This window comes from Kitasatospora sp. NPDC032150, assembly GCF_055579945.1.
The window spans coordinates 43,098-68,503 of record NZ_JBVIMH010000033.1 but is presented as its reverse complement, the minus strand read 5'-3'; the positions used below and the strand labels follow the sequence as shown (position 1 = coordinate 68,503).

Sequence of the window (25,406 nt, the reverse complement as noted above, 5' to 3'; positions counted from 1 at the left end):
AGACGAAGGTGCCGATGGCCGCGGCCAGTTCGTCGCGGGAGGCGAACTGGCCGCGGCGTAGTAGACGTCGGGCCAGGGTGGAGAGAACAGCTCGACTTGGTCGAGCCAGCCGGCGTGTTTCAGGGTGTGGTGGATGTTGAAGCGGGGACGGATGGCCAGCCAGGCCTTCGTCTTCTTCGCGACGTGGGATGGGCCGTTGTCCATGACCAGGTGGATGCTGGTGCCGGCGGGGATGGACTCGTCGAGTTGGCGTAGGAAGCCGATGGAGGTGCCGGCGTTGTTGCGGTCGATGCGCTCGGTGAGGACTTGGGCCGGTGTGGACGTTCAGGGCGGCGATGATTGAGACGGTGCCGTGGCGGATGTACTCGATGAAGATCCACCATCTTGAAGTGGCTGGTCAGCGTGCTGGTGTGTCAGGGTTCATGGGTATTCGTACTGGTCGTGGGCGGGTGTCTGTGGTGTAGATCGTCCGTCAGGGCGGTTCGTGGTGGCTCCGGCCCCGGCGCGCCCGCCGGACTACGAGCTCATCGGCCGGTCACGGTCCGTCGGGTCGGCGAGATACTCGGCCTTCCTGTCGGCGTCCGGGGCAAGCTGGAGCCGCTTCGTGCACAACCGACCAAGCTCGCCGACCGCGGCTGGCTGCGCAAACTCGCCGACGGCCGGTCACGATCGGGGTTGAGAGGATCGGACAGTGGAATAGCGCTGGACGGGCCGGAGCGCGTGGATCTTCACGAACCGCGCGGCGCGTTTCTCAGGTCGGTTCGTTGAGACAGCGCGCGAACACGCCAGTGAAACAGCGATGAAGCACGTACAAGGCGCTGACCTTGCTAAAGGTTCTTCCTCGGTCCGATCCTCCTCGACCCCGGAAGCGGGCTACCACGCTCTCGACACCCGCACCAGTCCGTGACTTCCTGAACAACCTCGGCCCGAATCCCGCCGCGGCCAGGTGGGTAGCTCGCGCATCTGGCGAACGCGGCGAACTCGTGGTCGGCGATCGTTCTTCTCACCCTGCCCTACCGTCTACCCGGCGTGAGTCCGTTCTCGTAGGCGATGATCGCCAGGTGGACGCGGTCCCGGGCCTCGAGCTTGGCGAACAGACGCGCGACATGGGTCTTCGCCGTCGCCACGCTGATCACCAACCGCTCGGCTATCTCACCGTTCGACAGCCCTTGCCCGACCAGTGCCAGCACCTCGCGCTCCCGGTCGGTGATCCCCGTGATGAGACGTGAGTCCTGGGCGGGCTCGGTGTCCGGTGCGGGGGCCGCGGGGGTGGCGGAGGTTCCGGCGAAGTCGGCGATCAGCCGTCGGGTGACGCTCGGCGCGATCAACGCGTCGCCGGCCGCCACCACGCGGATCGCGTCCAGAATCGCGTCCAGGGCCATGCTCTTGAGCAGGAATCCGCTGGCCCCGGCGCGCAGTGCGCCGTAGACGTACTCGTCGTCGTCGAAGGTCGTCAGCACCAGCACCTTGGGCGGGTCCGGCTCGGCGGTCGCCTGCCGGGTCGCCTCGATCCCGTCCATGCCCGGCATCCGGATGTCCATCACCACGACGTCCGGCCGTAGCTCACGTACCAGGCGCACCGCCTCGCGGCCGTCGCCGGCCTCGCCGACCACCTCCAGGTCGGCGGTGTCGCCGATCAGGATCCCGAGCCCGAGCAGCATCAGCGGCTGGTCGTCGACCAGCAGTACCCGCACGCTCATGCCGGGAGCCTCGCCGTCACCCGGAATCCGCCCTCCGGACGCCGGCCCGCGCTGAACTGGCCCGACAGCAACGTCACTCGCTCGCGCATGCCGAGCAGGCCGAGGCCGCTCCCGCCGGCCGCCGCCGAGGGCCTCGGACGGCCGGGCTCGCCGGGACCGTCGTCCCCGTCGTCCACCACCTCGATCGTCACTCCTGTCGGCTCGTAACCCACCGCGACCCGGCACGTCCGCGCACCGGAATGCCGCACCACGTTCGTCAGCGACTCCTGGACGATCCGGAACGCCGACAGCTCGATCTCCGGCGGCAGCGGACGCCGCTCGCCCCGCCAGGCCACGTGGACCCGCACCCCGGCGTCGGCCGTGCGTTCGGCGAGCCGCGGGACGTCGGCCAGGCTGCCGGCCGGCGCCAGCGGAGCGGCCTGCGGCATGGCGTCGTCCGGCTCGGCGCGGCGCAGCGCCCCGAGCATGCGCTGCAGCTCGAGCAGCGTCTGGCGGCTGGTGGACTCGATGCCGGTCAGCGCCTGCCGCGTCTGCTCGGGCTTGGTGTCCACGACCCGCGCCGCCGCTCCCGACAGCACCGTGATGATCCCGATGCTGTGCGCGACGCTGTCGTGCAGTTCGCGGGCGATCCGCAGCCGCTCGGTCACGACGGCGCGGGCCGCCCTCTGCTCGTGCAGGGCTTCGAGGTATTCACGGCGTTTGCGATACACCCCCCCGATAACCCACGCGACCGCGAGCCACGACGCGTACTGCCCGGCCCACTGGGCCGCGTCGCCGACGGAGCCCTCGGGGTTGACGTGGGTGAAGTTGACGAACGCGGTCGCGACGGCCGCGACGGAGCCGACGGCGGCAGCCTTCGGCCGCCGGACGGCGAGGTACCCGCCCAAGGCGACGAGCAGGACGAACACGGTCAAGGGCCGCGCGCCGAAGATGTCGCTGAGGACTAATTCGCCCAGGACCGCCGCGAAGACTGCCGCCGGCAGACGGTGCACCAGCAGAACCGGAAGGGCGAGCACGACGCACAGACCGATCGTCTGGAAGGGCCCTAGGCCGGGAAACCAGAACAGGCCGTCGAAGTGCCTAACCTCAGGGACCGGCATCGTAAAGCAGAGCATCAGCGCGTAAAAGCAGGCGGTGGCCAACACCACGGCCTGTGACCTCAGCCAGGTCACGCGCTTCGATGTCGGGAGACGCTGGAGAAGCTCTTCCATGCGGAGATCGTATTCAGCGGCTTCGGCTCTGCGCGTCGCCCCGGGGATGTACGCGGGGTACACCCCCGGGCCGACGGCCTGGGGAACGGTGACATCCACCGGCCGACGCGACGGATCACGCTCTGTTCGTAGGTTCGTGACCATGACGAACGCACCGATGATCGATCTTCGCGACACGACGAAGAAATATGACGACGGCCCGCCCGCGCTAGCCGGTGTGACCTTGTCCGTGGCGTCCGGTGAATGCGTGGCGATCCTCGGCCATTCCGGCAGCGGCAAGTCCACGCTGCTGAACCTGATCGCCGGTCTGGACAAGCCCTCCAGCGGCACCGTGACGGTCAACGGCACGCGCGTCGACCAGCTCGGTGAGGCCGGCTCGGCGAAGTACCGCCGGCCTCGATCGGCATGATCTTCCAGTTCTTCAATCTGCTTGATGACCTGACGGTGTTGGACAACGTCATGGTTCCGGCGCAGCTGGCCGGGATGGGCAAGGGTGAGGCGAAGCGCCGGGCCGTCGAGCTGCTCGGCTCGCTGGGTATCGAGCGGCATGTCAAGGCCTATCCGCAGCGGCTGTCTGGTGGTCAGCGGCAGCGGGTGGCGGTGGCCAGGGCCCTGATGAACCGGCCGGCGCTGCTGCTGGCCGACGAGCCCACCGGCGCGCTGGACTCGAGCTCGGCCGAGGACGTGCGCCAGCTGTTGCTGGAGCTGGTGCGCCAGGACTCCGACGGTCTGTCCGTCGCCTTCGACGACCGGGGGCACGTCCTCGCCACCGCGGACTACTTCACGACCGACCGGCAGACGACCGTGGCGTACGTGCCGACGCGCGGCGTCACGACCGTGTACGACCTGATCGGCGACGCCTTCGCCTGGCTCTGTCTCCTCGCCGTCACCGCGCTGGCGGCCGTCGGGCTGGTCCGCCCGTACCGTCCTGCGGGGGCCGGTGCGACGGACCGCGGGGCTCTCCGGGAAGCCGGCCGATGAGCACCTTCATGTCCTTCCAGCGCGCCGGTCCCGGCCGCCCGGCGCGGCGGCCCGGGCCGCGTTGGCCGGCGTTCGTGCTGATCGGTTCCGGTCTGGCGCTGGTCCCGTGGCTGTTCGTGCTGGCGTTCGGGCTGCCGGCCACGGCGGTGGCCGCGCACTGGTCGACGGCGTGGGCGGGATTCGACAGCTTGGAGGCGCTCAGCCTGATCACCACCGGCATGCTCCTCAGACGACGTGACCCCCGCGGCTGCCTGGCGGCGGCCGCGACCGCGCCGCTACCGGTGGTGGACGCCTGGTTCGACGTCGCCACGGCCGCACCAGGTGGGGACCGGGCTGTGGCGGTGGCCATGGCGGTCTTCCCCGAGCTGCCCCTGGCGGTCGTCTGTTTCGTCCTGGCCATCCGAACGCTCCCACGCTCAGATCTCGGCCGACCTCGCAGCACCTGTGCTTCTTACCGATTTCGTTCCCTGGAGAGATCATGACTGTTTTGACCGCTCGCCGTACCCGCTGGGGACTGGCCGCCGCCGGCGGCGCCGCGGCGGCAGCCTGGTGGTTCGGCGACAAGGCGCCCTACCCGTACGCCCAGCGAGGCCTGCTCGACATCTCCCTGCCCTACCTGACCTGTGGGCGTCTCGACGAGATACTCCGCCCCCGGCCCGGGGAACGGATCCTGGAGATCGGCCCCGGCACCGGCCTGCAGTCCCTGCACATAGCGCCACAGCTCGGCCCGGAGGGACGGCTCGACATCGTCGACATCCAGCCGGAGATGCTCGACCACGTGACCCGTCGTGCCGAAGAGCGCGGCATCACGAACATCACCGCCACCGAGTCCGACGCACGGACCCTGCCCTTCGATGAGAGGACCTTCGACGCGGTCTATCTCGTCACCGCACTCGGCGAGATCCCCGAACCCGACCAGGTCCTGAGTGAGGCCGCCCGGGTACTCGCGCCGACCGGCAGGCTCGTGGTGGGCGAGTTCTTCGACCGGCACTGGATCCCCTTCAGCCGACTCCACCGCCTCGCCGACGCCTCCGGCCTCCACCTGGAGACACGACACGGCCCCACCATGGCCTACCTGGCCCGCTTCCACCCCTGCCACCGGAATGAACCGGTCCCGTCGGCCCCGTAGCGCGCCGACAACCGTCGCCTACGCGGCCGATGGCGTCGGCGCCTGGCTCAGGACGCCGGTTCCTGCCGGGGGTGTGGCCTGGCGCGGACGTGCATGGGCCTCGACCTTCAGGGACACCGCTCCGGTGGTGGCGGTGAGTGCCGGATACGTCGCGGTCGCGGTGTAGTGGCCGTCGGATGCTTCAAGCCGCCACCAGGAAGCTGCCAAGCGCCGATCTGCGATGCCCGGCCCCCGCGGGTCGCGGGGGCCGGGCATCGCGTCGCTATCAGCGAGAAGTGCTGGATATGCTCGACGGATAGCCGGGCCACACCGGCGGCGGCGCCTCGTCGGCGTGCGTTCACTCGGCGGGTCCGACGACGCTGGAGGAGGCGGAGCGGGATCTCCGAGGGATGAGCGGCGCGACGCCCCGGCCACGCCGTAGTAGCAGAATGGATCGGCGTCCGCTGGTTCGGGCACCGAGCCGACAGCAACCAGGGTGGGAGAACGCATGGCAGCGGCATTGAACGGCAGGGTCGCACTCGTCGCGGGAGCGACGCGCGGGGCGGGGCGGGGAATCGCGGTCGAGCTCGGCGCCGCCGGGGCGACGGTGTACGTGACCGGGCGTACCACCCGTGAGCGGCGCTCGGAGTGCAACCGCCCGGAGACCATCGAGGACACCGCCGACCTGGTGACCGCGGCCGGCGGGCGCGGAATCGCCGTCCCGACCGACCACTTGGTCCCGCACGAGGTCCGCGCCCTCGTGGAGCGGATCGACGCCGAGCAGGGCCGGCTGGACATCCTGGTCAACGACGTCTGGGGCGGTGAGCACCTCTTCGGGTGGGACACCCCCGTCTGGGAGCACGATCTCGACAACGGGCTGCGGCTGCTGCGACTCGGGGTCGACACACACGCCATCACGAGCCACTTCGCGCTGCCGCTGCTGCTACGGCGTCCGGGCGGCCTGGTGGTCGAGATGACCGACGGCACCGTCGAGTACAACCGTGACCACTACCGCAACTCCCTCTTCTATGACCTCGTGAAGTCGTCCGTGCTGCGCATGGCCTTCGCTCTCGGCCACGAGGTCGGGCCGCGTGGCGCCACCGCGGTGGCGCTCACCCCCGGCTGGATGCGGTCCGAGATCATGCTCGACCACTTCGGCGTCACCGAGGCGACCTGGCGCGACGCCCTGGAACAGGAGCCGCACTTCGGCATCTCCGAGAGCCCGTACTACGTCGGGCGCGCCGTCGCCGCCCTGGCCGCCGATCCCGAAGTCAGCCGCTGGAACGGGCAGTCGCTGTCGAGCGGACAACTCGCCGACGTCTACGGCTTCACCGACCGGGACGGCAGCAGGCCGGACTGCTGGCGGTACCTGGTCGAAGTCCAGGAGCGCGGCGAGCCCGCCGACCAGACCGGGTACCGCTGACCGTCACCACGGGCGAAGCTGCCGGAGGATCGGCACGCTCGACGCGTTCCGGCACCCCGGTGACCGGGCAGGTGCCCGGTCACCCCATGGTGAACAGGAAGTTGTCGGAGTTGTAGTAGTTCGGCAGGTGCACCAGGACCGATCCCATGTGCGGCGGGTTCGCCTTCGACCAGTCCTGCGGGCCCAGCAGGTGCGCGGGATAGTCGCTGGAGGGTACCGGTGGAAGGAACAGGAGGCGGAATGCGTCCGCCTGTGCGTCCGGTGCGAACCGCCAGAGCTGCTCGGCGTTCCTGGAATCCGACCGGCACGCCTGGAGGGTGACCGTGACGCTGTTTCCGCCCGCGGCGGTGCCGTCGAGACATGCACCGGTGCCGGTGTTGCGCAGCTGGTAGCTGTCCTGACCGGCCGGTACTCGCTGCCAGCGCTGGGTGGCCTGGCCGGTGCACTGCTGGAGCTGGAGCTGCAGCGGGCCGGCAGCCTGTGTGGCAGTCGTGATGTCGACGCAGAGCCCCGAGCCCTGGTTGACGAGTGGGAGCCCGACGACCGGCTGCGTGGGCGAGTTGGTATCGCCGGTGGGTGTGGCGGCCGCCGCTTGCGTGGGTGAGGCGGTGGCACCGGCGGGTGGGGCGGCCGAGGCGGAGGCGGCCGGCGGATCGGAGGACATCGCCGCCGAACCGATCTCCGGGGGCGTGCCGTCGATGCCCGTGGTCGGCAGTGACCTGTCGGGAGCGGACAGTGTCGGGGCGCCGGCCGGCTGCGGGTGTTCTCCGGCGCCCTCCACCGTGGCGAGGAGCACGGCGGCGACGGCGAGTGCGGCCAGGACACCTGCACCTACCGCGGCGAGCGAGATCAGCACGCGCCGGCCGGTTCGCCTGCCGGTGCCTGGCGGTCGGGGCAGGCGTCGGCTCCGGTCGCGGACGCCGGGCTTCGGGTCGCCGGGCTCCTGCTCAGGTGCGGGGGCCGTGGCCGTTGGCTCCGCAGGCCACAGCACCAGCGCTTTGAGCAGGGCGGGCCGCTGCCAGGTGCGGATGGCTTCCAGGTCCGCCCGGGCCCTTCTGCAGCTGTCGCACCCGGCGAGGTGGCGGTCGAGGTCGCTCGTTTCACTGCCGGTGGCCTGCTGGACGTGGTCACCGAGCCGTGCGGCGAGGTGTCGGCAGGCGCGTTGGGGCACCCGGGAGGCGTACACCTTGAGACACTCGTCCTGAAGACTCTGCCAGGCAGGGGTCCCGGCGTGCGACGTGCGGGCGGACGGCCCGGCGGCGTCCTCAAGGCGCTGCCACAGCTCGTCCTGCCGCGCCGTGGGCAGGCTCCGGAACGCACGCAGAACGAGCGAGTCTGCTTCCGCTGCGGCGAGCGCCGCGCGTGCCGACGGTTCGCCCTCGGCCGGCTGGGGAAGATCTGCGAGCCAGGCGGTGAAGGCCGCGCTCAGCGCCGATCCACGTCCCGTGTCGGCCCACCCGGCCGCCGTCCTCCTCACCTCGGCCAGCAAGCGCAGGCGGCTCTGCGCCACGCCGACACCGGGATCACCGGCCTCCCCTGCCCGCTGCCACGCCTCGTCAGCGAGCTCCTGCGCGGCGCGTCCGTCGGCGCAGCACGAGCGGGCGTAGGCCAGTACCGCGTCCTGGTGGCGGTGCGTCGGCTGAGTGGCAGTGGGTCCGGCCGGCCGTCGACTGTCCGGGATCCGGTCGGCGGACCTGGCTTCAGGGATTGTCACGGTCCCCGAATGTGGCATCTTCACTCCTGAGCATGCCGGCGGGCAGGCATGTGGTCGAACGCTCGCTGCTCGGCTCCGGGCGCAACGGTGAGTCCGGGGTGGCGCGGGCGGGCGGAGAGTGCCGTGGGTGAGGCACCTTGCCTGGCGTCGTGAGTATCGGTATTCACGGCGGGACGTTCCGGCGGATCTCCGGACTTCGGCGCGGTCAGGTCCTCCGGTAGCGGACGCCGATTGGAGGGGAACTTACCAGCCTGCTTGCTTCCGGCGGAAGATGATGAATCATCAGCGAAAGAAAGAGTTGTAAGACGTTTCGTCAGTAATTGATTTCCCCGCCTTTTTGATCGGCCCGCGCGCCGAAGTGGAGTCGGGCCTCGATCTGCCCCGGTTTTCTCAGCCGCGTCGGCCGGGCGCCTTCTGCGCTCGGCGACGGCGGTTGCGCCACGGGCGGCCGAGGGTCCGCCTGTTCTCGGCCGCCAGGCCGAGGTCCACCTCCACCCGCGCTCCACCAAGGGGGCTGCGACCGATGTGAAGGTGCCCGCGGGTCGATTCGGCCGCGCTGCGCGCGATGTCCAGCCCGAGGCCGGTCGATCCGGCGCCGCTGGCCCCTCGGGACAGCGCGCCGACCGGGTCCGCGATGCCGGGCCCGTTGTCCTCGACCACCAGGACGACGCTCTGGGCGGTCCGCTGCACGCTGACGGCGAAACCGGTGCCGTCGGGGGTGTGCCGGAACACGTTGCCCACCAAGGCGTCGACCATGGCTGCGACGTGATCGTCCGGCAGTTGAACCGGCGTTGGTTCGTCCGTCGTCTCGAAGACGCAGATCCGGCTCTGTTGCTCGGCGAGGACGGCCCAGAAGCCGACGCGGTGACCGGCGACCTCGGACACCTGGCACGGCTCGCCGGGGGCTGGGCCGAGCCGTCCGGTGCCCGCGTCCCGTGGCGCGACGCCGGGCTCGGCCCCGACCGGCCTGGTGGACAGCGGTGTGCGGGCGGCGACGATGATCGCGTCCAGTTCGGACTCGAGTTGCTCGACCGCCTTCGACAGCTGGGGTGCGGCCGGGGTGGGGCCGATCCGTTCGACTGCGAGGCGTAGTGCGGTCATGGGGGTGCGCAGCCGGTGCGACAGGTCGGCCACCAGTTCCCGCTCGGTCGCCAGCAGTTGCCTGACCCGGTCGGCCATGGCGTTGAAGGCATCACCGGCCGCCCTGAGCTCGGGCGGGCCGGTGGGCTCGACCCGGATGTCGAGGTCGCCTGCGCCGAGGGCGGCCGAGGCCTCGGACAGGTTGCGCGAGGCGCGTACCACGCGGGCTCCGAGCCGGTCGGCCACCAGCACCGATCCGATGACCAGGGCCGTGGCGAGCAGCGCCATGACGGTCCAGGCCCGGTCCAGGCCTCGGTTCAGTTCCGCATCGGGCACGAATTCCTCGACGACGGCGACCTGCTCGTGCTCGAGCAGGACGGGTTGCAGATAGTCCCGGCCGCCGGGAACCTCGCCGGTCAGTGCGGTCCTGCCCCGCACCGCCCGGTTCAGCAGGTCGGTGCCGGCATGGGCGATGCCCGCCTGCCGGCCGTCGGGCAGGTGGATGCAGAGCTGGCGTCCGGTGTCGGTGCGGGCCACCGCCTGGGCGAGATCGGCCTGATGCGGGGCCAGTGTCAGCAGCGGCACCGCGGTCGCCACGCGCTGCTCGGCGGCGAGCATCGCCTGGGTCTGGACCTGGGTGCGCAGGAGCAGGGCCAGCGGGACGAGGAACGACACGGTGACCATGACCGTCACCACCAGCGCGACCGTGGCGAGCGTGGCCCTCACCGGGCTGCCGCCGGCACCGGGCCGCGAGGCGGCCTTCGGCCGATGGCCGCGACGGCGCCGTCCTGGACGTGCGGACGCCCGTCCGCATCGGGAGTCATCGTGCACGACCGGGTGATTCCCTCAATCGCAGCGGATTTCCCCGGTTCGCGTCTTCGCGTCGGGAGATCTCGATCGGCGCCGCGCCAACCGCGTGTGGCAAGGGCGGCACAGGCCTCCGTAGTTGAGAGGAGGGAAATCATGGGCGCACATCATAGCCGTATTCGCGAACGGGTTCCGGTCGGTAATCCTCGGAATCGACGTCGCCCGGACGGGCAGTCATCTCCATTGCGATCTCGCCCATTTGACGTGTCCGGTACCGCCCGGCGCCTCGCGGTCCCTGCGTGCGTCGCACGCATCCGGTGGCAAGGACGGGCGGCACCAGGTCGACACCGATGCGTCCGGGGCTGCGCACCCTCGGCGGGGGGCGTCGCACGGAAGCGGGGGGACCGGTCGCGGCCGAGCGACCAGGGGCGGATCTCACCGGGGCGACACCAGCTTCACCCCGACGCCCCGGACGGTGTGCAGGAAGCGCGGCCGGGAGGCGCGTTCGCCCAACTTCCGGCGCAGACAGGACAGATGCACATCCACGGTCTGCTCGTCCACGTACGGCTGCCGCCACACCTCGGCGAGCAGTTGCCGCTTGGAGACCACCCGGTCGGCGTTCAGCGCCAGGAACGCGAGCAGGTCGAACTCGCGGCGGGTCAGGCCGATCTCCCGGCCGGCCAGGTGAACCGTACGGGCGAGCGGGTCGATCCGCAGCTCGCCCAGCACCAGCGGCCCGTGGTTCGCACCGGGCGCGTCACCGGGGGCCCCGCCGCCCCCGGGCCCGAACGTGTGGGTCGGCCCCGCGCAGCGACGCAGGACAGCGGTCAGCCGGGCGAGCAACTGTCCGCCGGAGAACGGCTTGACCAGGTAGTCGTCCGCCCCCGCGTTGAGCAGCTTGATGATCTCGGCGTCGTCGTCCCGCGCCGTCGCCACCAGCACCGGCACCTGGGACAGGCCGCGGATCATCTTCAGCGCGTCGGCGCCGTCCAGGTCCGGCAGACCGAGGTCCAGCACCACCGCGTCCGGCTGCCACTGGGCGACCTCCCGCAGCGCGCCGAACCCGTCCGGGGAACTGCGCACCACCAGCTGATGGCCGGCCAGCAGCTCGATCAGGGAGGTTCGAATGGCGGGGTCGTCCTCGACGACAAGGATGGACGTCATGGCGCACACCGTAGCCGACGGGTGGAGCCGGTCGACGGGCATCTTCGGATCGGCGGGCGGGCAGGGGTGGGCACACCGGGCCGGCCGGTTGGCCACGGCCCCGGCGATCGTTGGTCTTCGCTGGTCAGCGGCGTTCGGTGGACAGGATTCGGGGAAGCTTAGGCGAGTATTAGCAGTTCCTCAACGAACGTTCAGCGGGGCGGGATCGGTCGGCGGTGAGGGAAGGTTGCGACCTCCGACCGCGTACGGGCCGGCGGGCGCAGCGGGATGCCGCGCCCGCCGGAGTCGGTGCCCGGACGGCGTGGTGCTCGGCTGGTCGGCCGGCCCGGCCGGGCCTCGCCGGTGCGTCCTTAAGGCCCCTCGCCCTGATTGCCCGCCGGAGTGGTCAGGAGACGTCGAGCGCGGTGTCGTCGATCACGAAGCTGGTCCACTCGGCGCCCGTGGCCTCGATGCCGGTGAAGGTGATCGTCACCTTCTGACCTGCGAAGGCCGAGAGATCCACGGTCTTGTGCAGATAGCCGTCGGCCGTGTCCCGGTTGGAGTAGGTGGCCAGGGCGGTCGAGTTGGCCTTGACGGTCAGGGTGTCGGCGCCGGTGGACGGGTTGTTGCTGGCGACGTGCAGCCAGAAGCCGAGGCTGGCCCTGCAGCCCGCCGGAATGGTCACCTGCTGCGAGAGGGTGTCGGTGTGGCGGGAGCGGTAACCGTCCAACCAGGCATCCCAGTTGCCGGAGCGGGGCTGCATTCCCTCAGCATCGTCGATCACGGCGTTGCTGGCCGTCCATGGCGTGGCCTCGCCGGTCTCGAAGCCGGGATTGCCGAGCAACTGCGCCGGGGAGCAGGTACCGGACGGCCGGGTGGGGGTCGGCTTGCCGGTCGGGGTGGCGGTGGGCCTGGTGGTCGGGGTGGGGCTGGTTGCGGTCGGTGTCGGAGTCGGTGTTGCCTGCTGGCAGCCGAGATTGGTGAGGGAGGCGGCGAAGCGCTGGGCGAGGAAGTCGAAGAGGTTCTGGCCGTCCTGGGGTGAGGCGACGGCGGCGGTGAACTGCTTGTCGAGGTTGAGGCGTTGGGCACCGCGTGTGGTGAGGTTGGTGCAGTAGGCCGTCGGGTCGCCGTTGGCGGCGGCGCTGAGCGCGGGCTGGTCCACGCCCGCGCGGTAGAGGTTGGTCTTGTTCCGGTTCTGCTGGTTGTTCTCGTTGACCATGGGGTCGCTGAGCGGAACGATCGCGACGGGCGCCGCCTGGTACTTGGCGGCCTGGAGCTCGTTGAGCGCGAGTGAGGTGACCTTGCTGCCGGGGTCGGCGAGATCGGGGGCCTTCCACGGGGTGCAACCCAGTGCCGGGTCGACGAAGTTGTCGAGCAGCAGGTTGTCGCTGCCGTTGAGCAGCGCGGCGGGTTGCATCGTCGCTCCGCCGCGCAGGGCGGCGAGGTTCCTCGCGGTCCTCTGGGCGGTCGTGCCCTGTGCGGTGGACAGGTACTCGGTGGTGACGTTGTCGCTCTGGTCCTGGTCGACCACACCGAAGTCACGAGTGGTCGGGCAGGGCCTGCCGTCCCGGGCGGTGCCCAGGGGCGGGACGGTGAGCTTGCCCGCTGCTTCCGCGGCGTTGGCGGCGGTGAAGAAGGCGGGCGCGTTGCAGTACGCGAACTGGCCGAAGGGCTGCCCGCCCGGGGTGCCGCCCACGCACTTCCCGGAGGCGGTGCGGCCGGCCAGGGACAGGACGTTGCCGTTGTAGCCGAACCAGATGCCGACCACGGCGTTCGCCGGCAGGGTCGGGACGACGGGTGCCGCGGCGGGGGCGGTTCCCTTGTCGATGACCAGGGGGCTGTAGACGGAGATCGCGCCGGTGGCCGGGTCGAGGACGGTGGCCTGGACGAACGCCGACTGGTTGGCGTTGGACTCGTGGCAGGCGCCCTGGGCCGGATCGGTCGCCACCAACGTGTAGGGCGTGGCCAGGCCTTGGGCGGTGAGCGGGTTGGCCGGGATCTTGAGGGTGCAGTTCGGGTTGGGCTGGGTCGGTCCGTCGGCGTGCGGCGCGGTCGGCGCGGTGGCGGCGAAGGAGACGCCGAGGAGGGCGACGCCGGCGCTCAGCGCACCGGCAAGACCGATGCTGAGCTTGGTCACCCGGCGGCTTCGGCCGCGAGAGCGATGACGAGCTGACGGTGGGGTCATGTGAGGTCCTCTGACAAAGGCGCCATGACGGTAGGTCAGGGGCCGTCGGGAAGTGCCGCTCGCGGACCGGTACTCGGGTTGACTCGGAAGTCCGCTTCGGGGCCGCAGGTGGAGCAGGGGTCTCAACCTGCCTCGAACGTCGATGTGTTCGATCGTAGGAGGTGCAGAAGGCCGGGACCCCCGACTGCGAGATCCCCTAAAAGTCACCTAAGGATCCGCTCAACCAGTACGCCGGCCGGTGCCGTACCGCTCGCTACCTCGCCCCTGGCCGGCCTGCCCGGTCGACGGCCCGATGCGGCAGCCGGGTGGTGCCGCCGCGCACCCGGCGGTCGGCCGGATCGCGCCGGTGGCGCCCCGTCGTCGCCGGACGGGGAGCACGAGGACGCCCAACGCGCCCAGAGCGGGCGGGGACTGCACCGGGAGCGGATCGAGACCGGACGATGGCCGACCGGGCCCACGGCCCGCCGAGGAGGGCGGCGCGGACGGCCCAGCCGGTGCATCCAGGTGCCGGATCCGCGAGAGCGGCCAGACGATCGCGACCGCTCGGCCCACCACGCTCGTCAGTGGAATGGTTCCCCGGCCCGGATTCCCCATGTGGAAGCGCGAGTCGGCGGACACGTCGCGGTGGTCGCCCATCACCCAGAGCCGTCCCGCGGGCACCGTGACGTCGAAGGTCTGCTGAGAAGGCGCGTTGCCCGGTGCGAGATAGGACTCGTTCACCGCGACGCCGTTGACGGTGATCCTGCCGTGGTCGTCGCAGCAGGCCACGGTGTCGCCGCCGACCCCGATCACCCGCTTGATCAGGTCCTGCCTGTCGTCGGAGGGCAGCAGGCCGATGAAGGAGAAGGCCGTCTTCACCCCGCGCAGTACCGGTCCGTCAGAGGCGTTCTTCCGACCCGTCTCCAGCCAGCCGCCGGGATCCCGGAACACCACCACGTCGCCGCGGTGCGGCTGGCCGCCGAACCACGGGGAGAGCTTGTCGACCACGACCCGGTCACCGATGCCGAGCGTGTTCTGCATCGAACCGGAGGGAATCACGAACACCTGCGTCAGGAAGGTCTTCAGCAGCAGGGCCAGCACGAGTGCCACCAACGCGATCAGCGGGAGCTCACGCAGCCGGGAACGTTTCCTCCGGCGCGCCGCGCGCCGCGCGGCCCTGCGCCGCTCGGCTCGTCCCCGAGCGGCACGTGACCCCGGCACGACCGGAACACCGGCCGGGGCAAAGCGCGCGGTGGACCTCCCGCCGAGGAATCCACGGGGTTCACCGTGTCCCGAAAATCGGCCGCGATCCGCGACGCCGAGTCCGAACCCCGGGCGACGTACCCGTCGTCGCGAACCGCGAATGACTCGAGTTCTCATCGGCCAGAGCTTAGACCGACTCCGAGCCTGCTCGACGCTCGGCCGGGCAGAGCCGGAAGCCCGGTGGCCGTGCCCTGGCCTTCCCTGCTCCATTTCGTGGGACGCCTGCGGAAATGTCGATGTGATTTTCCATCACCTGGCGATAAACCAGACCTAAGCCTCCTTTAAAAGGTTTTCTGCAAGGCTCGTCCGCACGTTCTCGAACCCGGAACGTTCCCTGCCGTCTGGAGGAGTCTGTGCGATCCCGATCGTTCGCCCTGTCCGCCGCCCTGGCCGTGCTGTCGCTGGCCGCCGTCTCGCTGAGTGCCAATGCCTCGCTGACTCCGCAGGCTGCGGCCGCCCGAACGGCCTTGCCGGACACCATGTCCCCGGCCGTGTCCCATTCCCAGAAGCAGGGCGCCCTCAACGCCGCACAGCAGCTCGCGGTCTCGGTCAACCTCAAGCTGCGCAACACCGCCGCCCTCGACCGGTTTCTCACCGCGGTCTCGACCCCGGGCGATCCGCTGTTCGGAAAGTACCTGACGCCGGACCAGTTCACCGCCGAATACGGTCCGACCCAGAGCGACGTGGACAAGGTCAGCCGTTTCCTCTCCTCCCAGGGCCTGACCGTGACCGGGGTGAGCGCCAACCGGCAGGTGGTCAACGTCGGAGGCGCGGCTGACCGGATCGCCGCGGCCTTCGGCACCCACGAGAGCACGTACGTCGACGGCGTGCAGCACCGGACCTTCTACGCCAACGACACCCCCGCATCGGTGCCGTCCGAGCTGGCCGACGTCGTCGCGGGGATCGTCGGCCTGGACGACCACACCAACCGCACCACCCGAATAGCCAAGCCGGACGCCTCGACCCCGGCCGCCGCCCCGAGGGGCTACGGCCCGACCCAGTACAACGGCGCCTACGACCTGAACAAGATGGGCACCGACGGCACCGGCACCACGGTCGCCCTCTGGGAGTTCGACGGCTACCGCTCGTCCGACCTGACCACGTACGACCGCAAGTTCGGCCTCACCGGCCCGGCCGTGCGGACCGTCTCGGTCGACGGCGCCAACTACGACGCCCGCCCCGGCGAGGGCCAGGGTGAGGTCGAACTGGACTCCGAGATCGTGCGCGGTGTCGCCCCCAAGGCCCAGCAGCTGATCTACGAGGCGCCCAACAGCGACCGGGGCGAGGTCGACATGGCGGCCAAGATCGTTGCGGACAACAGGGCCTCGGTCATCTCGATCTCCTGGGGCTCCTGCGAGCCGGACACCACCACCTCGATCATGACCGCCGTGAACAACTCCTTCAAGCAGGCCGCCGCCCAGGGCATCAGCATCTTCTCCGCCTCCGGTGACGACGGCTCGCGCGACTGCACCCGCTCCACCAGCGGCTCCTCGGTCAAGGCCGTCGACTTCCCGGCCTCCAGCCCGTACAACACCGGTGTCGGCGGCACCAACCTCAAGGTGAGCGGCAACACCTACTCCGCCGAGAGCGCCTGGAGCACCGCCGGCGGCGGCACCTCCAAGGCCTTCGCCAAACCGAGTTGGCAGAGCGGCACCGGTGTCAACGCCACCGGGCGCACCGTACCGGACGTCGCCTCCGACGCCGATCCCAACAGCGGGTTCGCGATCTTCACCCAGGGGCAGGCCGGCCCGAGCTGGCAGATCTTCGGCGGCACCTCGGCGGCCGCTCCGCTGTGGTCCGGCTTCACCGCGCTCTACAACCAGAAGGCCAAGGCCGCGGGCCAGGCAGTGCTCGGCGAGGTGAACCCGAAGGTGTACGCACTGGCCCGCTCCGGCAGCTACCGGTCGGCGTTCCACGACGTGACCTCCGGTGGCAACCAGGACTTCCGGGCCAAGACCGGCTACGACCAGGTCACCGGCTGGGGCACCCCGGTGTCCGACCGGCTGGCCGACGGACTGCTCGCCGCCCGCCACTGAACGGGACGGCCCGCGTCGCAGTCCCGGTCCGACGTGCCGGTGACCTGCCCGGCACCCACCCGGAGGCATACCGGATCCCGGCGGTCGACCTCAGGTGCGACACGGCCGGTGTGGGCCAAGAGGTCCACACCGGCCGCACGGCGACGGTCTTCCCAACGCCTCGGAACTGCAGGGGAGTTGGTCGCGCCACCGTGGTACTGGGCGCGGCCCGGGCGGTACCGTCTGAGCCCGGGATGAGCACTCCCTTAGCAGATTCAAAAATTCCGCGACGGCTGTGTTTCGACGGGTCGGAAGGCCGTACTGTCTTCACACCCAGCCCGGCACGGGCATCACCGCACCGGGCTCGCGTCACCCGCCCGCGCCATCGCGCGGCCTGTCCGGCAGCCGGCGTCCGGGCCCACGCCGGCGCACTCCGGACCGGTGGCCCCGATCATCTGCCGACGCGTCCTCGCCACGACCCGAACCGTAAGGACCACTCGTGAACGACATGGCCATCCCCGCTGTCACAGCCTCCCCCGACGGAGGCGCCGAGCTGCGCCTCGTGGTCCGCCTCGGCTGGGAACACGTCGCCGAACTCGGGCTCCTCGCATCCGAGTTGGCCAACGAGGCGAAGCGGCCCGTCACTCTCGACGAAGCGGTGAGCCACCAACTGGCCTCCCGTTTCCGCCCGGTGGCCCCGGCCCACGGCACCGTCGGCACCGCCGGAGGCAGCACGCCTGCGACGCCGCTGCCCGGCGCGGCCCTGGAACCTCCTCGCCAGGCACCGGCCACGGTGGGCAAGCCGGCCGCACCCGCGTCACTGGAGAGCGGTACGCCGGTCCGGCCCGCGGCCGTTGCGCCGGCCCAGTCTCCGGTGCGGCAGGCAGCCGCTCCGGCGCAGACCGACGACAAGCCCCCCTTCCCGCTGGCCGCCGCCGGATGACCGCGAAGCCGGTGGCCGCTGATCGGCGGCACCTGTGAGTGCCGCTTCAGGCGACGGTGCGTCGGGGTACGCCTCGGCTGCCTTCCCCCGGCCGTCGTGGACGCTCTGCAATGCCTGGTCGGATCCGCATCACCGGCTGCCCGGCCGGTAGGGGCGTAGCCCGCGGCTCACCTCCTGGGCCCGTTCGCCCGGCTCCGCAGCCTGCCGCACCTCGGAAATCACCGGATTGCTCATCCACGGAGGACCGCAGACTTGAAACTCTCATTCCGAACTTCTCCGCTCCGTCTCCGCAGCGGTGGTGGCCGGACGTCCGGCCGCAGGCCGGCGCAGTACGGCCTCCTCGCCGCCGGGACGTCGCTGCTCGCCGCAGCGTGCGTCCCCACCCTCCCGACGGCCGCTCCTCCTGCCGCTCCGGCGCCGTCGGTCAGCACGGCCGGTGTGCCGACTGCGAGCCCGGTCGGCACACCATCCGGCATGCCGACGTCCGGGCCCAGCGGCTTGCCGACGTCCGGGCCCACCGGTATGCCGACCGGGATGCCCACCACCGGACCGACCGGCATGCCGGCCTCGAAGCCGAGCAGGATGCCCCCCACCAAGCCGACCGGCATGCCGCCCGGCCGGCCGACCACCGGTTCGAGCGGTATGCCGACCGAAGTACTGACGTCCGGGCCGACCGATCCGCCCACCGGCATGCCGACCGCGACGGGCAATGACCCCACGCCGGTCTACGGCAGCCACTGGTAGACCGCCACCCGCCGGCCGCCGGCCGCCGGAGGAGCATCGGCATTCAGGCGGCCGGTCCTCTCGCAGCTTCCCCCGGCGCCCCGGGGGCCCTGATGCCGTCTGCGATGACATCAGGAACCCACGCCCGTGGGCACCCGGTCCGCGTCGACTGTCGGGCCACCACCACCCCTGGACGAGGAGAGACTTTGAAGAGTTCGACAAGGCCACGTCGCCGGTCCCCGCGGAACACCGCGGTGCGACTTCGCGCGGCGGCCGCCGGCACGGCACCGGAGCTGCCGAGGCCACCGGTCCCGGTCCTGGTCACCGCCGTGGTGGTGGTGCTCGCCGTGGTCGCCACGGTGCTGCAGGCGCTCGAGCTCCCGGCGACGGTGCACAACCGCAGCGGCACGGAGGCGGTGCACCGGTTCGTCGACTTCTTCTTCGGCGTGCTGACGCTGATGGCCCTCAGCGGCAGTGTCACACTCGGCCTGCTGGCGGCCGAACGACGGCTGATGACGCCGCGTCACCGAGTGGTCGTCCAGGCCCTGCACCGGGCCGTGTCCACCGCGGCGGTGGTGACGCTGGTGATCCACATCGGCAACAAGGTCGCCGAGGGGCATGCCGCTCCGTCGGCGGCCGTGGTGCCGTTCGCTTCCGGCACCAGCTTCGCGGTCGGCGTCGGCACCATCGCCGGGGAGCTGCTGGTCCTGGCCACGGTGACCGGCGCGCTCCGCGGCCGCTTCGCCAACGACCCGCGCCTCACCCGGCTTTGGCGACCGCTGCACTGGGTCGCCTACGCCTCGTGGCCGCTGGCCCTCGCGCACGGGCTGGAGGCCGGGCGGCCGGCCAAGGGCTGGGTCGTGTGGTCGTACGGCATCAACATGGCCGCGGTGGCACTCGTGCTGCTCATCAAGTTCCTGTACGGAGCCGGGCGCAACACCACCGGTGTCAACGCCAACCGCCGCCTGATGGCCGTGGACCTGATCGGCCCCGGCGAGGAGGCGGGCTACCCGCCGCTCGGTGACCAGCTGCCCGTCTTCGGCGAGTCCTCGGCGCTGCTGGCGCTGGACGTGGAACTTCCGGACGCCCAACCGGCGGTGACGCCGGAACCCGTCGCGGCTGCCGCGGCATCCTCCCAGCTGCCCGTAGACGCAGCCGCCGCCGGGCAGTGGGACACCGGTGAGCTGAACGCCCTACTCGACGCCGGCCGTCAGCAGTACCTGGCCGAGCAAGCGGCGTTCCAACAGCAACAACCAGCGCAGTACCAGGCCCAGTTCACGGTGGACGCCTGGGACACCGGTGAACTCAACGCGATGCTCGACGCCGGCCGTCAGCAGTACCTCGCTGAGCAGACGGCGTTCCAGCAGCAGCAACAGCAGCAGCAGGCCGAGTACGCCCAGCAGTTGTACGCCCAGCAGTTGTATGCCCGGCAGTATCCGTCCCAGCCGTTCGCCGGCCAGCCCGAGTACCCGCAAGCGCCTGACGCCGGCCCGCAGTTCCCGTCCGCGGTGGCGTCCTGGCCCACCCCCGGCTACTGGTCCCAGCCCATCCAGCCGCAGCCCTCCGGGTACACCGTCGACCCCTGGCAGAACCGATGACGGCTGACACCGCGGACGTCCCGGAGGTCATCCGGATGGGGCCGCCCAGGCTCACCGCCGGACTCGACCGGTACATCCGGATGGGCTACGAGGCTCATCTCGCCTTCCACGGGCCGCTGCCCCGGTACGACGCGTTGGAGCTGGTCGACCTCGCCCAGCGGATCGGTCTCACCGGGAAGGGCGGCGCTGCCTTCCCCTTCGCCCGCAAGCTTCAGGCGGTGATCGACGCCACCCGGCGTCGGCGTCGGCCGGCAGCCGTCGTGGTCAACGCCACCGAGGGCGAGCCGGGCAGCGCCAAGGACCGGATGCTGCTCGCCCGCGCCCCGCACCTCGTCCTGGACGGTGCGCTGCTGGTCGGCGAGGCGCTACGCGCCGAGAGCGTGGCCGTCGGCGTGGACGAGGGCAGCCCGGGCGTCACCTCGATGCCCGCGGCGGTCGCGGAACGCCGTGCCCGGCTGCCGATCCGGGTCGTGCAGCAGCCCGCCCGCTTCGTCTCCGGCGAGTCCGGTTCGCTGATCCGTGGCATCAACGGGTTGGTCGCCCTGCCGCCGAGCCGCAAGGTCCGCTCCTCCGACGGCGGGCTCGGCGGCGTCGACGGGCTGCCGACGCTGCTCTCCAACGCCGAAACGTACGCCCAACTGGCCGTCGCCGCCCGGATCGGAGCGGAGGCGTACTGCGCCGTCGGCCCCGAGGCTGAGCCCGGCACGGTGCTGCTCACCGTCAACCGGGCGGGCGCCCGGCGGCCCGTGGTGGTGGAGGCCCCCGCCGGGACCCCGCTCGGTACGGTGCTGGACGCCTGCGGGACCGGGCCGGGTCAAGGAGTGCTGGTCGGCGGTTACCACGGCATGTTCCTGGACGCGGCGTCGGCGGTGTCCGCTCCCTGCTCCCGGGCCGGGATGCGGCAGGCCGGCGGCACCTTCGGCGCCGGGATCGTCATCCCGCTGCCCGAGGACACCTGTCCGCTGGGCGAGGCGCACCGGATCGTCCAGTGGCTGGCCGCGGAGTCGGCCGGCCAGTGCGGCCCCTGCCGGCGCGGACTGCCTGAGCTGGCGCGGGCCTTCGGCGCGATGGTGGCCGGCGGCGCCCGTGCGGTGGAGGAGGTCCGCCGGCTGGCCGCCGCGGTGGTGGGACAGGGTGCCTGTTCCCACCCCGACGGTTCCGCCGGGTTCGTCCGGTCCGCGCTCACCGCCTTCGCCGAGGACGTCGGCGCGCACACCGAGCGCGCCGGCTGCGGACGGCGGGTGCGCGGAGTGCTGCCGACCGTGCCCTGGAGCCCGGACCCCGGCGCCGCCGAGGTCGGCCGGGTGAGCCTGAAGGTGGACTGGGCGCTGTGCGACGGGCACGGGCTGTGCGCCGACATCGCCCCGGAGCTGTTCACGCTCGACCGGTACGGCTTCCCGGTGGTCAGCGAGGGACCCGTGCCGGTCTGGCTGACTCTGTCCGCCAAACGGGCGGTCAACCAGTGCCCGGCCCTGGCCCTGCGCTTCGCCCTGTCCGGCCGCTGAGCCGGGTGCCGAGGACCCGGGCGTCTGCGCACAGCCGTCGTCGACCAGCTGGTCCGTGACGGCGAGACCCCCGGTCCGGCGATCGAGCAGGCGCCGCACACCGCACGCATCCGAATGCTCGGTTCGGCAACGATCCCCTGACGGAGCGCGAACCCGGCCGCGACACGGCGCCATCACGGCGTGACCGGCCGCGAACCCGACCACCCGGAAGCATCGGCGGGTCCCTCCCCGGAGGCGACGCGAGCACCGCCGATGCTTCTCCGCTGTCGTCGGCCGAAGCGGCCAGATGACGCCGCATCACCCAGCCGAGCGACCAGCACGACGATCAACGAGAACGTCGAAGCAAGTGTTCCGGAAACGGCAACAAAAATTGCTCGTGATGCCACCTCAGACGCACTCTTGCGACGGAGGTGATCGCCATGACTGGCGCAATCAACGACACAACCAACCGAACCTCGTACGACGTCATCGTGATAGGCGGCGGAGCGGGCGGGCTGAACGCCGCACTCGTGCTCTCCCGGGCCCGCCGGAGCGTCGCCGTCATCGACGCCGGGGAGCCCCGCAACGCTCCCTCGGCCCACATGCACAGCTTTCTCTCCCGTGACGGGGTCCCGCCGCTCACAGTGCTGGAGACCGGCCGCACCGAGATCTCCCGGTACGGCGCGGTGCTGATCAACGGTCAGGTCGACCAGGTGGACGCCGGCGAGGTCGGCGGGTACCTGGTCCGGCTCGTCGGCGGCGCGACGCTGGAGGCCCGCCACGTCGTCCTCGCCGCAGGGCTGCGCGACGAACTGCCCGACATCCCGGGCCTGCGCGCGCTGTGGGGCACGGATGTCCTCTTCTGCCCGTACTGCCACGGCTACGAGCTGCGCGACCAGCCACTCGTCGTGCTGGGTGTCCACCCGGCGTCCGCCGGGCAGGCGCTGCTGCTGCGCCAGTGGTCGCACGACGTCGTGTACGTCCCGCACACCCAGCCGCTCGGCGACGAGGAGCGGGAGCGCCTGGACGCGCGCGGGGTGAAGGTGGCCGAGGGGCCGGTGTCCTGCCTGCTCGCCAAGGACGGGCGGCTGCACGCGGTGGAGCTCGCCGACGGGCGGACCTTGGAGTGCGCCGCGGTGTTCGTCTTCCCCCGGATGACCCCCAACGACGCGCCCTTCGACGGCCTCGGCTGCGAGAAGGACAGCGCCGGCTGGCTCGTCACCGATCGGGCCGGCCGCACGACCCGCCCCGGCCTGTGGGCCGTCGGCAACGTGGTGGACCCGCGCGCCCAGGCCGTCACCGCGGCCGGCATGGGGGCCGCCGCCGCCTTCGCTCTCAACCACGACCTGGTGGACGAGGAGGTCGAGCAGGCCCTCGCGGCGTACCGGTCCGTGTCGCCCACCCCCGCGGCCTGACCCCACCCGCGCCCGGCGACGCCTCGATCCGCCCGCCCCGGCTCATCCGCCGGAGGCGGGCGTGCGCGCTGTCGGACGGGCGCGCACGTGCATGCGCTCGCCCTGGCGGCCGAAGAGGCTCAGCAGTTCGACCGGACCCTCGCCGGTGCTGCCGAACCAGTGCGGCAGCCGGGTGTCGAACTCGGCCACCTCGCCGGGGCCGAGCACCACGTCGTGGTCGGCCAGGATGAGCCGCAGCCGCCCGGAGAGCACGTACAGCCACTCGTGCCCCTCGTGGGTGCACAGCTCCGGGGTGGTGCGACGGGTCGGCAGGATCATCTTGTAACTCTGCAGCGGTCCGGGCTGACGGGTCAGCGGCAGCACGGTGTTGCCGTTCACCCGGTGCGGCTTCAGCCGGACGCGCGGATCGCCCACCTCCGGGGCGCCGACCAGCTCGTCGAGGGGAACCTGGTGGGCCTGGGCGATGGGCAGCAGCAGTTCCAGACTGGGGCGGCGCTGGCCCGCCTCCAGCCGCGACAGCGTGCTCTTGGAGATCCCGGTGGCCTCCGACAGTGCGGCCAGGGTGACACCGCGGGCGGTGCGCAGCAACTTGAGCCGCGGGCCGACCTCGGACAGGGCCTGGGCGATGGTCGGGGACTGCGTCATGCCGCCATTACATCCCGCCACTCCCGAACTCGCAACCACAGGTGCCGAATTGGCACCGCCCGCCGGAGGGCGGCGGGCGGTGCCGTGACGTCAGAGACCCAGGGACCGGCCGATCAGCTCCTTCATCACCTCCGTCGTCCCGCCGTAGATCGTCTGCACCCGACTGTTGGCCCACTCCCGGGAGATCGCGCTCTCCTTCAGGTAGCCGAAGCCGCCGTGGATCTGCAGGCACCGGCCGGCGATGTCCACCTGCAACTCCGTCGTCCACCACTTCGCCTTCGCAGCGTCCGTCACGGACAGCCGCCCGGCGTTGAGTTGGGTGATGCAGTGGTCCAGGAAGACCTGGGCGATGGTCAGTTCGGTGTCCATCGTGGCGAGCTGGAAGCGGTTGTGCTGGAAGCCGCCGATGGTCTGGCCGAACACCTCCCGGGTCTTCGCGTACTCCAGGGTGTCCGTCAGCATCCGCTCGACCGCGCCCAGGGCGACGGTCGCGATGCTCAGCCGCTCCCGGGGCAGCCCTGCCATCAGGTAGGCCAGCCCCGCGTTCTCCTTGCCGATCAGGTTCTCGGCCGGCACCCGGCAGTCGTCGAAGAACAGCTCACAGGTGTCGCTGGCGTGCCAGCCGAGCTTCTCCATCCGGCGGCCGCGGGTGAAGCCCGGCGTGCCGCGCTCCACCACCAGCAGGCTGATGCCCTGGGCGCCGCGCTCGGGGGCGGTCTTGGCGGCGACCACGACGACATCGGCGTGCTCGCCGTTGGTGATGAACGTCTTCTGCCCGTTGAGGACGTAGCCGTCCCCGTCGCGGAAGGCGGTGGTGCGGATGTCGGCGACGTTGGAGCCCGCGTCGGGCTCGCTCATCGCGATCGCCGCGATCAGCTCGCCCGAGCACAACCCCGGCAACCACCGCCTGCGCTGCTCCTCGGTGGTCCGCTCGGCCAGATAGCCGGCGATGACGTCGTTGTGCGCCACGAAGGTCGGCGCCGTCGCCCGGGCCCACATGATCTCCTGCGCGAACACCGCCGGGTAGCGGAAGTCGCTCTCGCCGCCCCCGCCGTACTCGGGGTCCACGCCGATGCCGAGCAGGCCGGCCTTCCCGGCCTTGCGCCACACCTCGCGGTCGGCGATGCCCTCCCGCTCCCACTGGGCGTGGTACGGCACCACCTCCCGGCTCAGGAACTCCCGGCACGCGTCCCGGAAGTGCTCGTGCTCCGCCTCGTACCGCTTGCGGGCCATGCGGTCACCTCTCCCCTGGGTCGGTGTCGTCGGCGATGGTCGTCAGGGTTTCCTTGGGGTGCTGCACGGCCGCGAAGTGGCCGCCCTCGATCTCGACCCGGCGGGTCGGGGCCGAGCTGTGCGCGGACCACGGCCAGACCTTGTCCGGCGGGGCGTGTACGTCCTCCCGCGCGGCGATCAGGGTGAGCGGGAAGTCCACCCGCAGCCCGGCGGCCTCCTGCACGAACTCGGCCCGCACGGCGTCGTCCTCGCGGAGCATCCGCAGCAGGATGCGGCTCATCGTCGGATCGGCCAGCACCGCGGGCGGCGTGCCGCCGTCGGCGGCGGTCCGGGCGAGCAGTTCCTCGTCGGGTACGGAGGCGAGCAGCGCGCCGGGCCGCTGGAGCCGGGGCGGCACCGCCCCGGACAGCACGGCCCGGACGGGCGGCACACCCACCTGGCGGGCCACCGCGGCGGCCACCGCCAGGCTCATCGTCGCTCCGAAGCTGTGGCCGAAGGTCGCCCAGCGCAGGCCGGCCGATCGCTCCCGTTCGGCCAGCAGGTCGGCCACCACGTGCTCGGCCATGGCCCGCACCAGGGCGTGGAAGCCGACGGCCCTGGGCTCCCGGCGGCGGGTCCCCCGGCCGGGCGCGTCCACGCCCCGGACCGACAGGTGCGGCTCGCCCAGCGACTGCCAGCCCCGGTAGACGAGCGAGGTCGCCCCGGCGTGCGGGAAGCAGTAGAGCAGCGCCGGTGAGCTGGATTCAGGCCGCACGG

Annotated in this window: 19 protein-coding genes and 1 pseudogene; 10 read left to right on the top strand and 10 right to left on the bottom strand. The window is 71.5% G+C overall.

Translation table 11 applies throughout. The features are described 5' to 3' along the window. Positions 1-1,013 precede the first annotated feature (1,013 nt). Complete coding sequence (locus ACZ5ON_RS29175; protein WP_465598964.1) at positions 1,014-1,700, bottom strand: response regulator; 687 nt, start codon at positions 1,698-1,700, stop codon at positions 1,014-1,016. Next, positions 1,697-3,010, bottom strand: coding sequence for a sensor histidine kinase (locus ACZ5ON_RS29170; protein ID WP_465598962.1), 1,314 nt, complete (start codon positions 3,008-3,010; stop codon positions 1,697-1,699). The genes ACZ5ON_RS29175 and ACZ5ON_RS29170 overlap by 4 nt, the downstream gene beginning before the upstream one ends. Before the next feature lie 43 nt (positions 3,011-3,053). Between ACZ5ON_RS29170 and ACZ5ON_RS29165 the strand changes: the two are divergent. The 4 genes and pseudogenes from ACZ5ON_RS29165 (at position 3,054) to ACZ5ON_RS29150 (ending at position 6,423) form a co-directional block, all read left to right on the top strand. Further along, positions 3,054-3,892 (top strand): annotated as a pseudogene (locus tag ACZ5ON_RS29165) (ABC transporter ATP-binding protein). Next, positions 3,889-4,374 (top strand): hypothetical protein, encoded by a 486-nt coding sequence (locus tag ACZ5ON_RS29160; RefSeq protein ID WP_465598960.1) that lies wholly within the window; start codon positions 3,889-3,891, stop codon positions 4,372-4,374. Before ACZ5ON_RS29165 ends, ACZ5ON_RS29160 begins: the two are co-directional and overlap by 4 nt. Next, positions 4,371-5,021: a class I SAM-dependent methyltransferase gene (locus tag ACZ5ON_RS29155; RefSeq protein WP_465598958.1), complete on the top strand. Its 651-nt coding sequence runs from the start codon at positions 4,371-4,373 to the stop codon at positions 5,019-5,021. The genes ACZ5ON_RS29160 and ACZ5ON_RS29155 overlap by 4 nt, the downstream gene beginning before the upstream one ends. Before the next feature lie 487 nt (positions 5,022-5,508). Further along, the gene (locus ACZ5ON_RS29150) at positions 5,509-6,423 is read left to right on the top strand and encodes an SDR family oxidoreductase (RefSeq protein ID WP_465598956.1); all 915 of its coding nucleotides are present in this window, start codon (positions 5,509-5,511) and stop codon (positions 6,421-6,423) included. Between the two features lie 79 nt (positions 6,424-6,502). Here the strand turns inward: ACZ5ON_RS29150 and ACZ5ON_RS29145 are convergent, their stop codons facing one another. From ACZ5ON_RS29145 to lepB, 5 genes are all read right to left on the bottom strand, one after another. Further along, entirely contained in the window at positions 6,503-8,137 is a 1,635-nt protein-coding gene (locus ACZ5ON_RS29145; protein WP_465598954.1) for an RICIN domain-containing protein, read from the bottom strand. A gap of 390 nt (positions 8,138-8,527) precedes the next feature. Continuing rightward, positions 8,528-9,943 carry a sensor histidine kinase gene (locus ACZ5ON_RS29140; RefSeq protein WP_465598952.1) on the bottom strand — a complete coding sequence of 472 codons (1,416 nt, stop codon included), beginning with the start codon at positions 9,941-9,943 and terminating at the stop codon, positions 8,528-8,530. Between the two features lie 516 nt (positions 9,944-10,459). Then, complete coding sequence (locus tag ACZ5ON_RS29135; protein WP_465598950.1) at positions 10,460-11,188, bottom strand: response regulator transcription factor; 729 nt, start codon at positions 11,186-11,188, stop codon at positions 10,460-10,462. Positions 11,189-11,573: 385 nt separating this feature from the next. Then, positions 11,574-13,304: a hypothetical protein gene (locus tag ACZ5ON_RS29130; RefSeq protein WP_465598948.1), complete on the bottom strand. Its 1,731-nt coding sequence runs from the start codon at positions 13,302-13,304 to the stop codon at positions 11,574-11,576. 267 nt (positions 13,305-13,571) lie between these two features. Then, the gene (gene lepB / locus ACZ5ON_RS29125; protein ID WP_465598946.1) at positions 13,572-14,441 is read right to left on the bottom strand and encodes a signal peptidase I; all 870 of its coding nucleotides are present in this window, start codon (positions 14,439-14,441) and stop codon (positions 13,572-13,574) included. Between the two features lie 506 nt (positions 14,442-14,947). Here lepB and ACZ5ON_RS29120 point away from each other — a divergent pair. From ACZ5ON_RS29120 to ACZ5ON_RS29095, 6 genes are all read left to right on the top strand, one after another. Continuing rightward, positions 14,948-16,630, top strand: coding sequence for a S53 family peptidase (locus tag ACZ5ON_RS29120; RefSeq protein ID WP_465598944.1), 1,683 nt, complete (start codon positions 14,948-14,950; stop codon positions 16,628-16,630). Positions 16,631-17,117: 487 nt separating this feature from the next. Next, on the top strand, positions 17,118-17,552 hold the full coding sequence (locus ACZ5ON_RS29115; protein WP_465598988.1) for a hypothetical protein: 435 nt from the start codon (positions 17,118-17,120) through the stop codon (positions 17,550-17,552). A 534-nt stretch (positions 17,553-18,086) separates the two neighbouring features. Further along, on the top strand, positions 18,087-18,296 hold the full coding sequence (locus ACZ5ON_RS29110) for a hypothetical protein (RefSeq protein ID WP_465598942.1): 210 nt from the start codon (positions 18,087-18,089) through the stop codon (positions 18,294-18,296). 233 nt (positions 18,297-18,529) lie between these two features. Further along, positions 18,530-19,873 (top strand): hypothetical protein, encoded by a 1,344-nt coding sequence (locus tag ACZ5ON_RS29105; protein WP_465598940.1) that lies wholly within the window; start codon positions 18,530-18,532, stop codon positions 19,871-19,873. Further along, positions 19,870-21,378 carry an NADH-ubiquinone oxidoreductase-F iron-sulfur binding region domain-containing protein gene (locus ACZ5ON_RS29100; protein WP_465598937.1) on the top strand — a complete coding sequence of 503 codons (1,509 nt, stop codon included), beginning with the start codon at positions 19,870-19,872 and terminating at the stop codon, positions 21,376-21,378. The genes ACZ5ON_RS29105 and ACZ5ON_RS29100 overlap by 4 nt, the downstream gene beginning before the upstream one ends. Before the next feature lie 419 nt (positions 21,379-21,797). Next, a complete protein-coding gene (locus tag ACZ5ON_RS29095) occupies positions 21,798-22,772 on the top strand; it encodes an NAD(P)/FAD-dependent oxidoreductase (protein ID WP_465598935.1) in 975 nt (324 codons plus the stop codon). Positions 22,773-22,814: 42 nt separating this feature from the next. On the opposite strand, the gene ACZ5ON_RS29090 is transcribed toward ACZ5ON_RS29095, so the two are convergent. From ACZ5ON_RS29090 to ACZ5ON_RS29080, 3 genes are all read right to left on the bottom strand, one after another. Next, complete coding sequence (locus ACZ5ON_RS29090; protein WP_465598933.1) at positions 22,815-23,417, bottom strand: helix-turn-helix domain-containing protein; 603 nt, start codon at positions 23,415-23,417, stop codon at positions 22,815-22,817. A gap of 90 nt (positions 23,418-23,507) precedes the next feature. Continuing rightward, positions 23,508-24,650 (bottom strand): acyl-CoA dehydrogenase family protein, encoded by a 1,143-nt coding sequence (locus ACZ5ON_RS29085; RefSeq protein WP_465598931.1) that lies wholly within the window; start codon positions 24,648-24,650, stop codon positions 23,508-23,510. Positions 24,651-24,654: 4 nt separating this feature from the next. Beyond that, the gene (locus ACZ5ON_RS29080) at positions 24,655-25,404 is read right to left on the bottom strand and encodes a thioesterase II family protein (protein WP_465598929.1); all 750 of its coding nucleotides are present in this window, start codon (positions 25,402-25,404) and stop codon (positions 24,655-24,657) included. Positions 25,405-25,406: the final 2 nt, after the last annotated feature.

Bases quoted from the DNA above. Each gene is read 5' to 3' on its own strand.
- ACZ5ON_RS29175 (WP_465598964.1), bottom strand. From the start codon at position 1,700: ATGAGCGTGCGGGTACTGCTGGTCGACGACCAGCCGCTGATGCTGCTC.
- ACZ5ON_RS29160 (WP_465598960.1), top strand. From the start codon at position 3,889: ATGAGCACCTTCATGTCCTTCCAGCGCGCCGGTCCCGGCCGCCCGGCG.
- ACZ5ON_RS29155 (WP_465598958.1), top strand. From the start codon at position 4,371: ATGACTGTTTTGACCGCTCGCCGTACCCGCTGGGGACTGGCCGCCGCC.
- ACZ5ON_RS29150 (WP_465598956.1), top strand. From the start codon at position 5,509: ATGGCAGCGGCATTGAACGGCAGGGTCGCACTCGTCGCGGGAGCGACG.
- ACZ5ON_RS29135 (WP_465598950.1), bottom strand. From the start codon at position 11,188: ATGACGTCCATCCTTGTCGTCGAGGACGACCCCGCCATTCGAACCTCC.
- ACZ5ON_RS29115 (WP_465598988.1), top strand. From the start codon at position 17,118: ATGGCCATCCCCGCTGTCACAGCCTCCCCCGACGGAGGCGCCGAGCTG.
- ACZ5ON_RS29110 (WP_465598942.1), top strand. From the start codon at position 18,087: ATGCCCACCACCGGACCGACCGGCATGCCGGCCTCGAAGCCGAGCAGG.
- ACZ5ON_RS29100 (WP_465598937.1), top strand. From the start codon at position 19,870: ATGACGGCTGACACCGCGGACGTCCCGGAGGTCATCCGGATGGGGCCG.
- ACZ5ON_RS29095 (WP_465598935.1), top strand. From the start codon at position 21,798: ATGACTGGCGCAATCAACGACACAACCAACCGAACCTCGTACGACGTC.
- ACZ5ON_RS29090 (WP_465598933.1), bottom strand. From the start codon at position 23,417: ATGACGCAGTCCCCGACCATCGCCCAGGCCCTGTCCGAGGTCGGCCCG.
- ACZ5ON_RS29085 (WP_465598931.1), bottom strand. From the start codon at position 24,650: ATGGCCCGCAAGCGGTACGAGGCGGAGCACGAGCACTTCCGGGACGCG.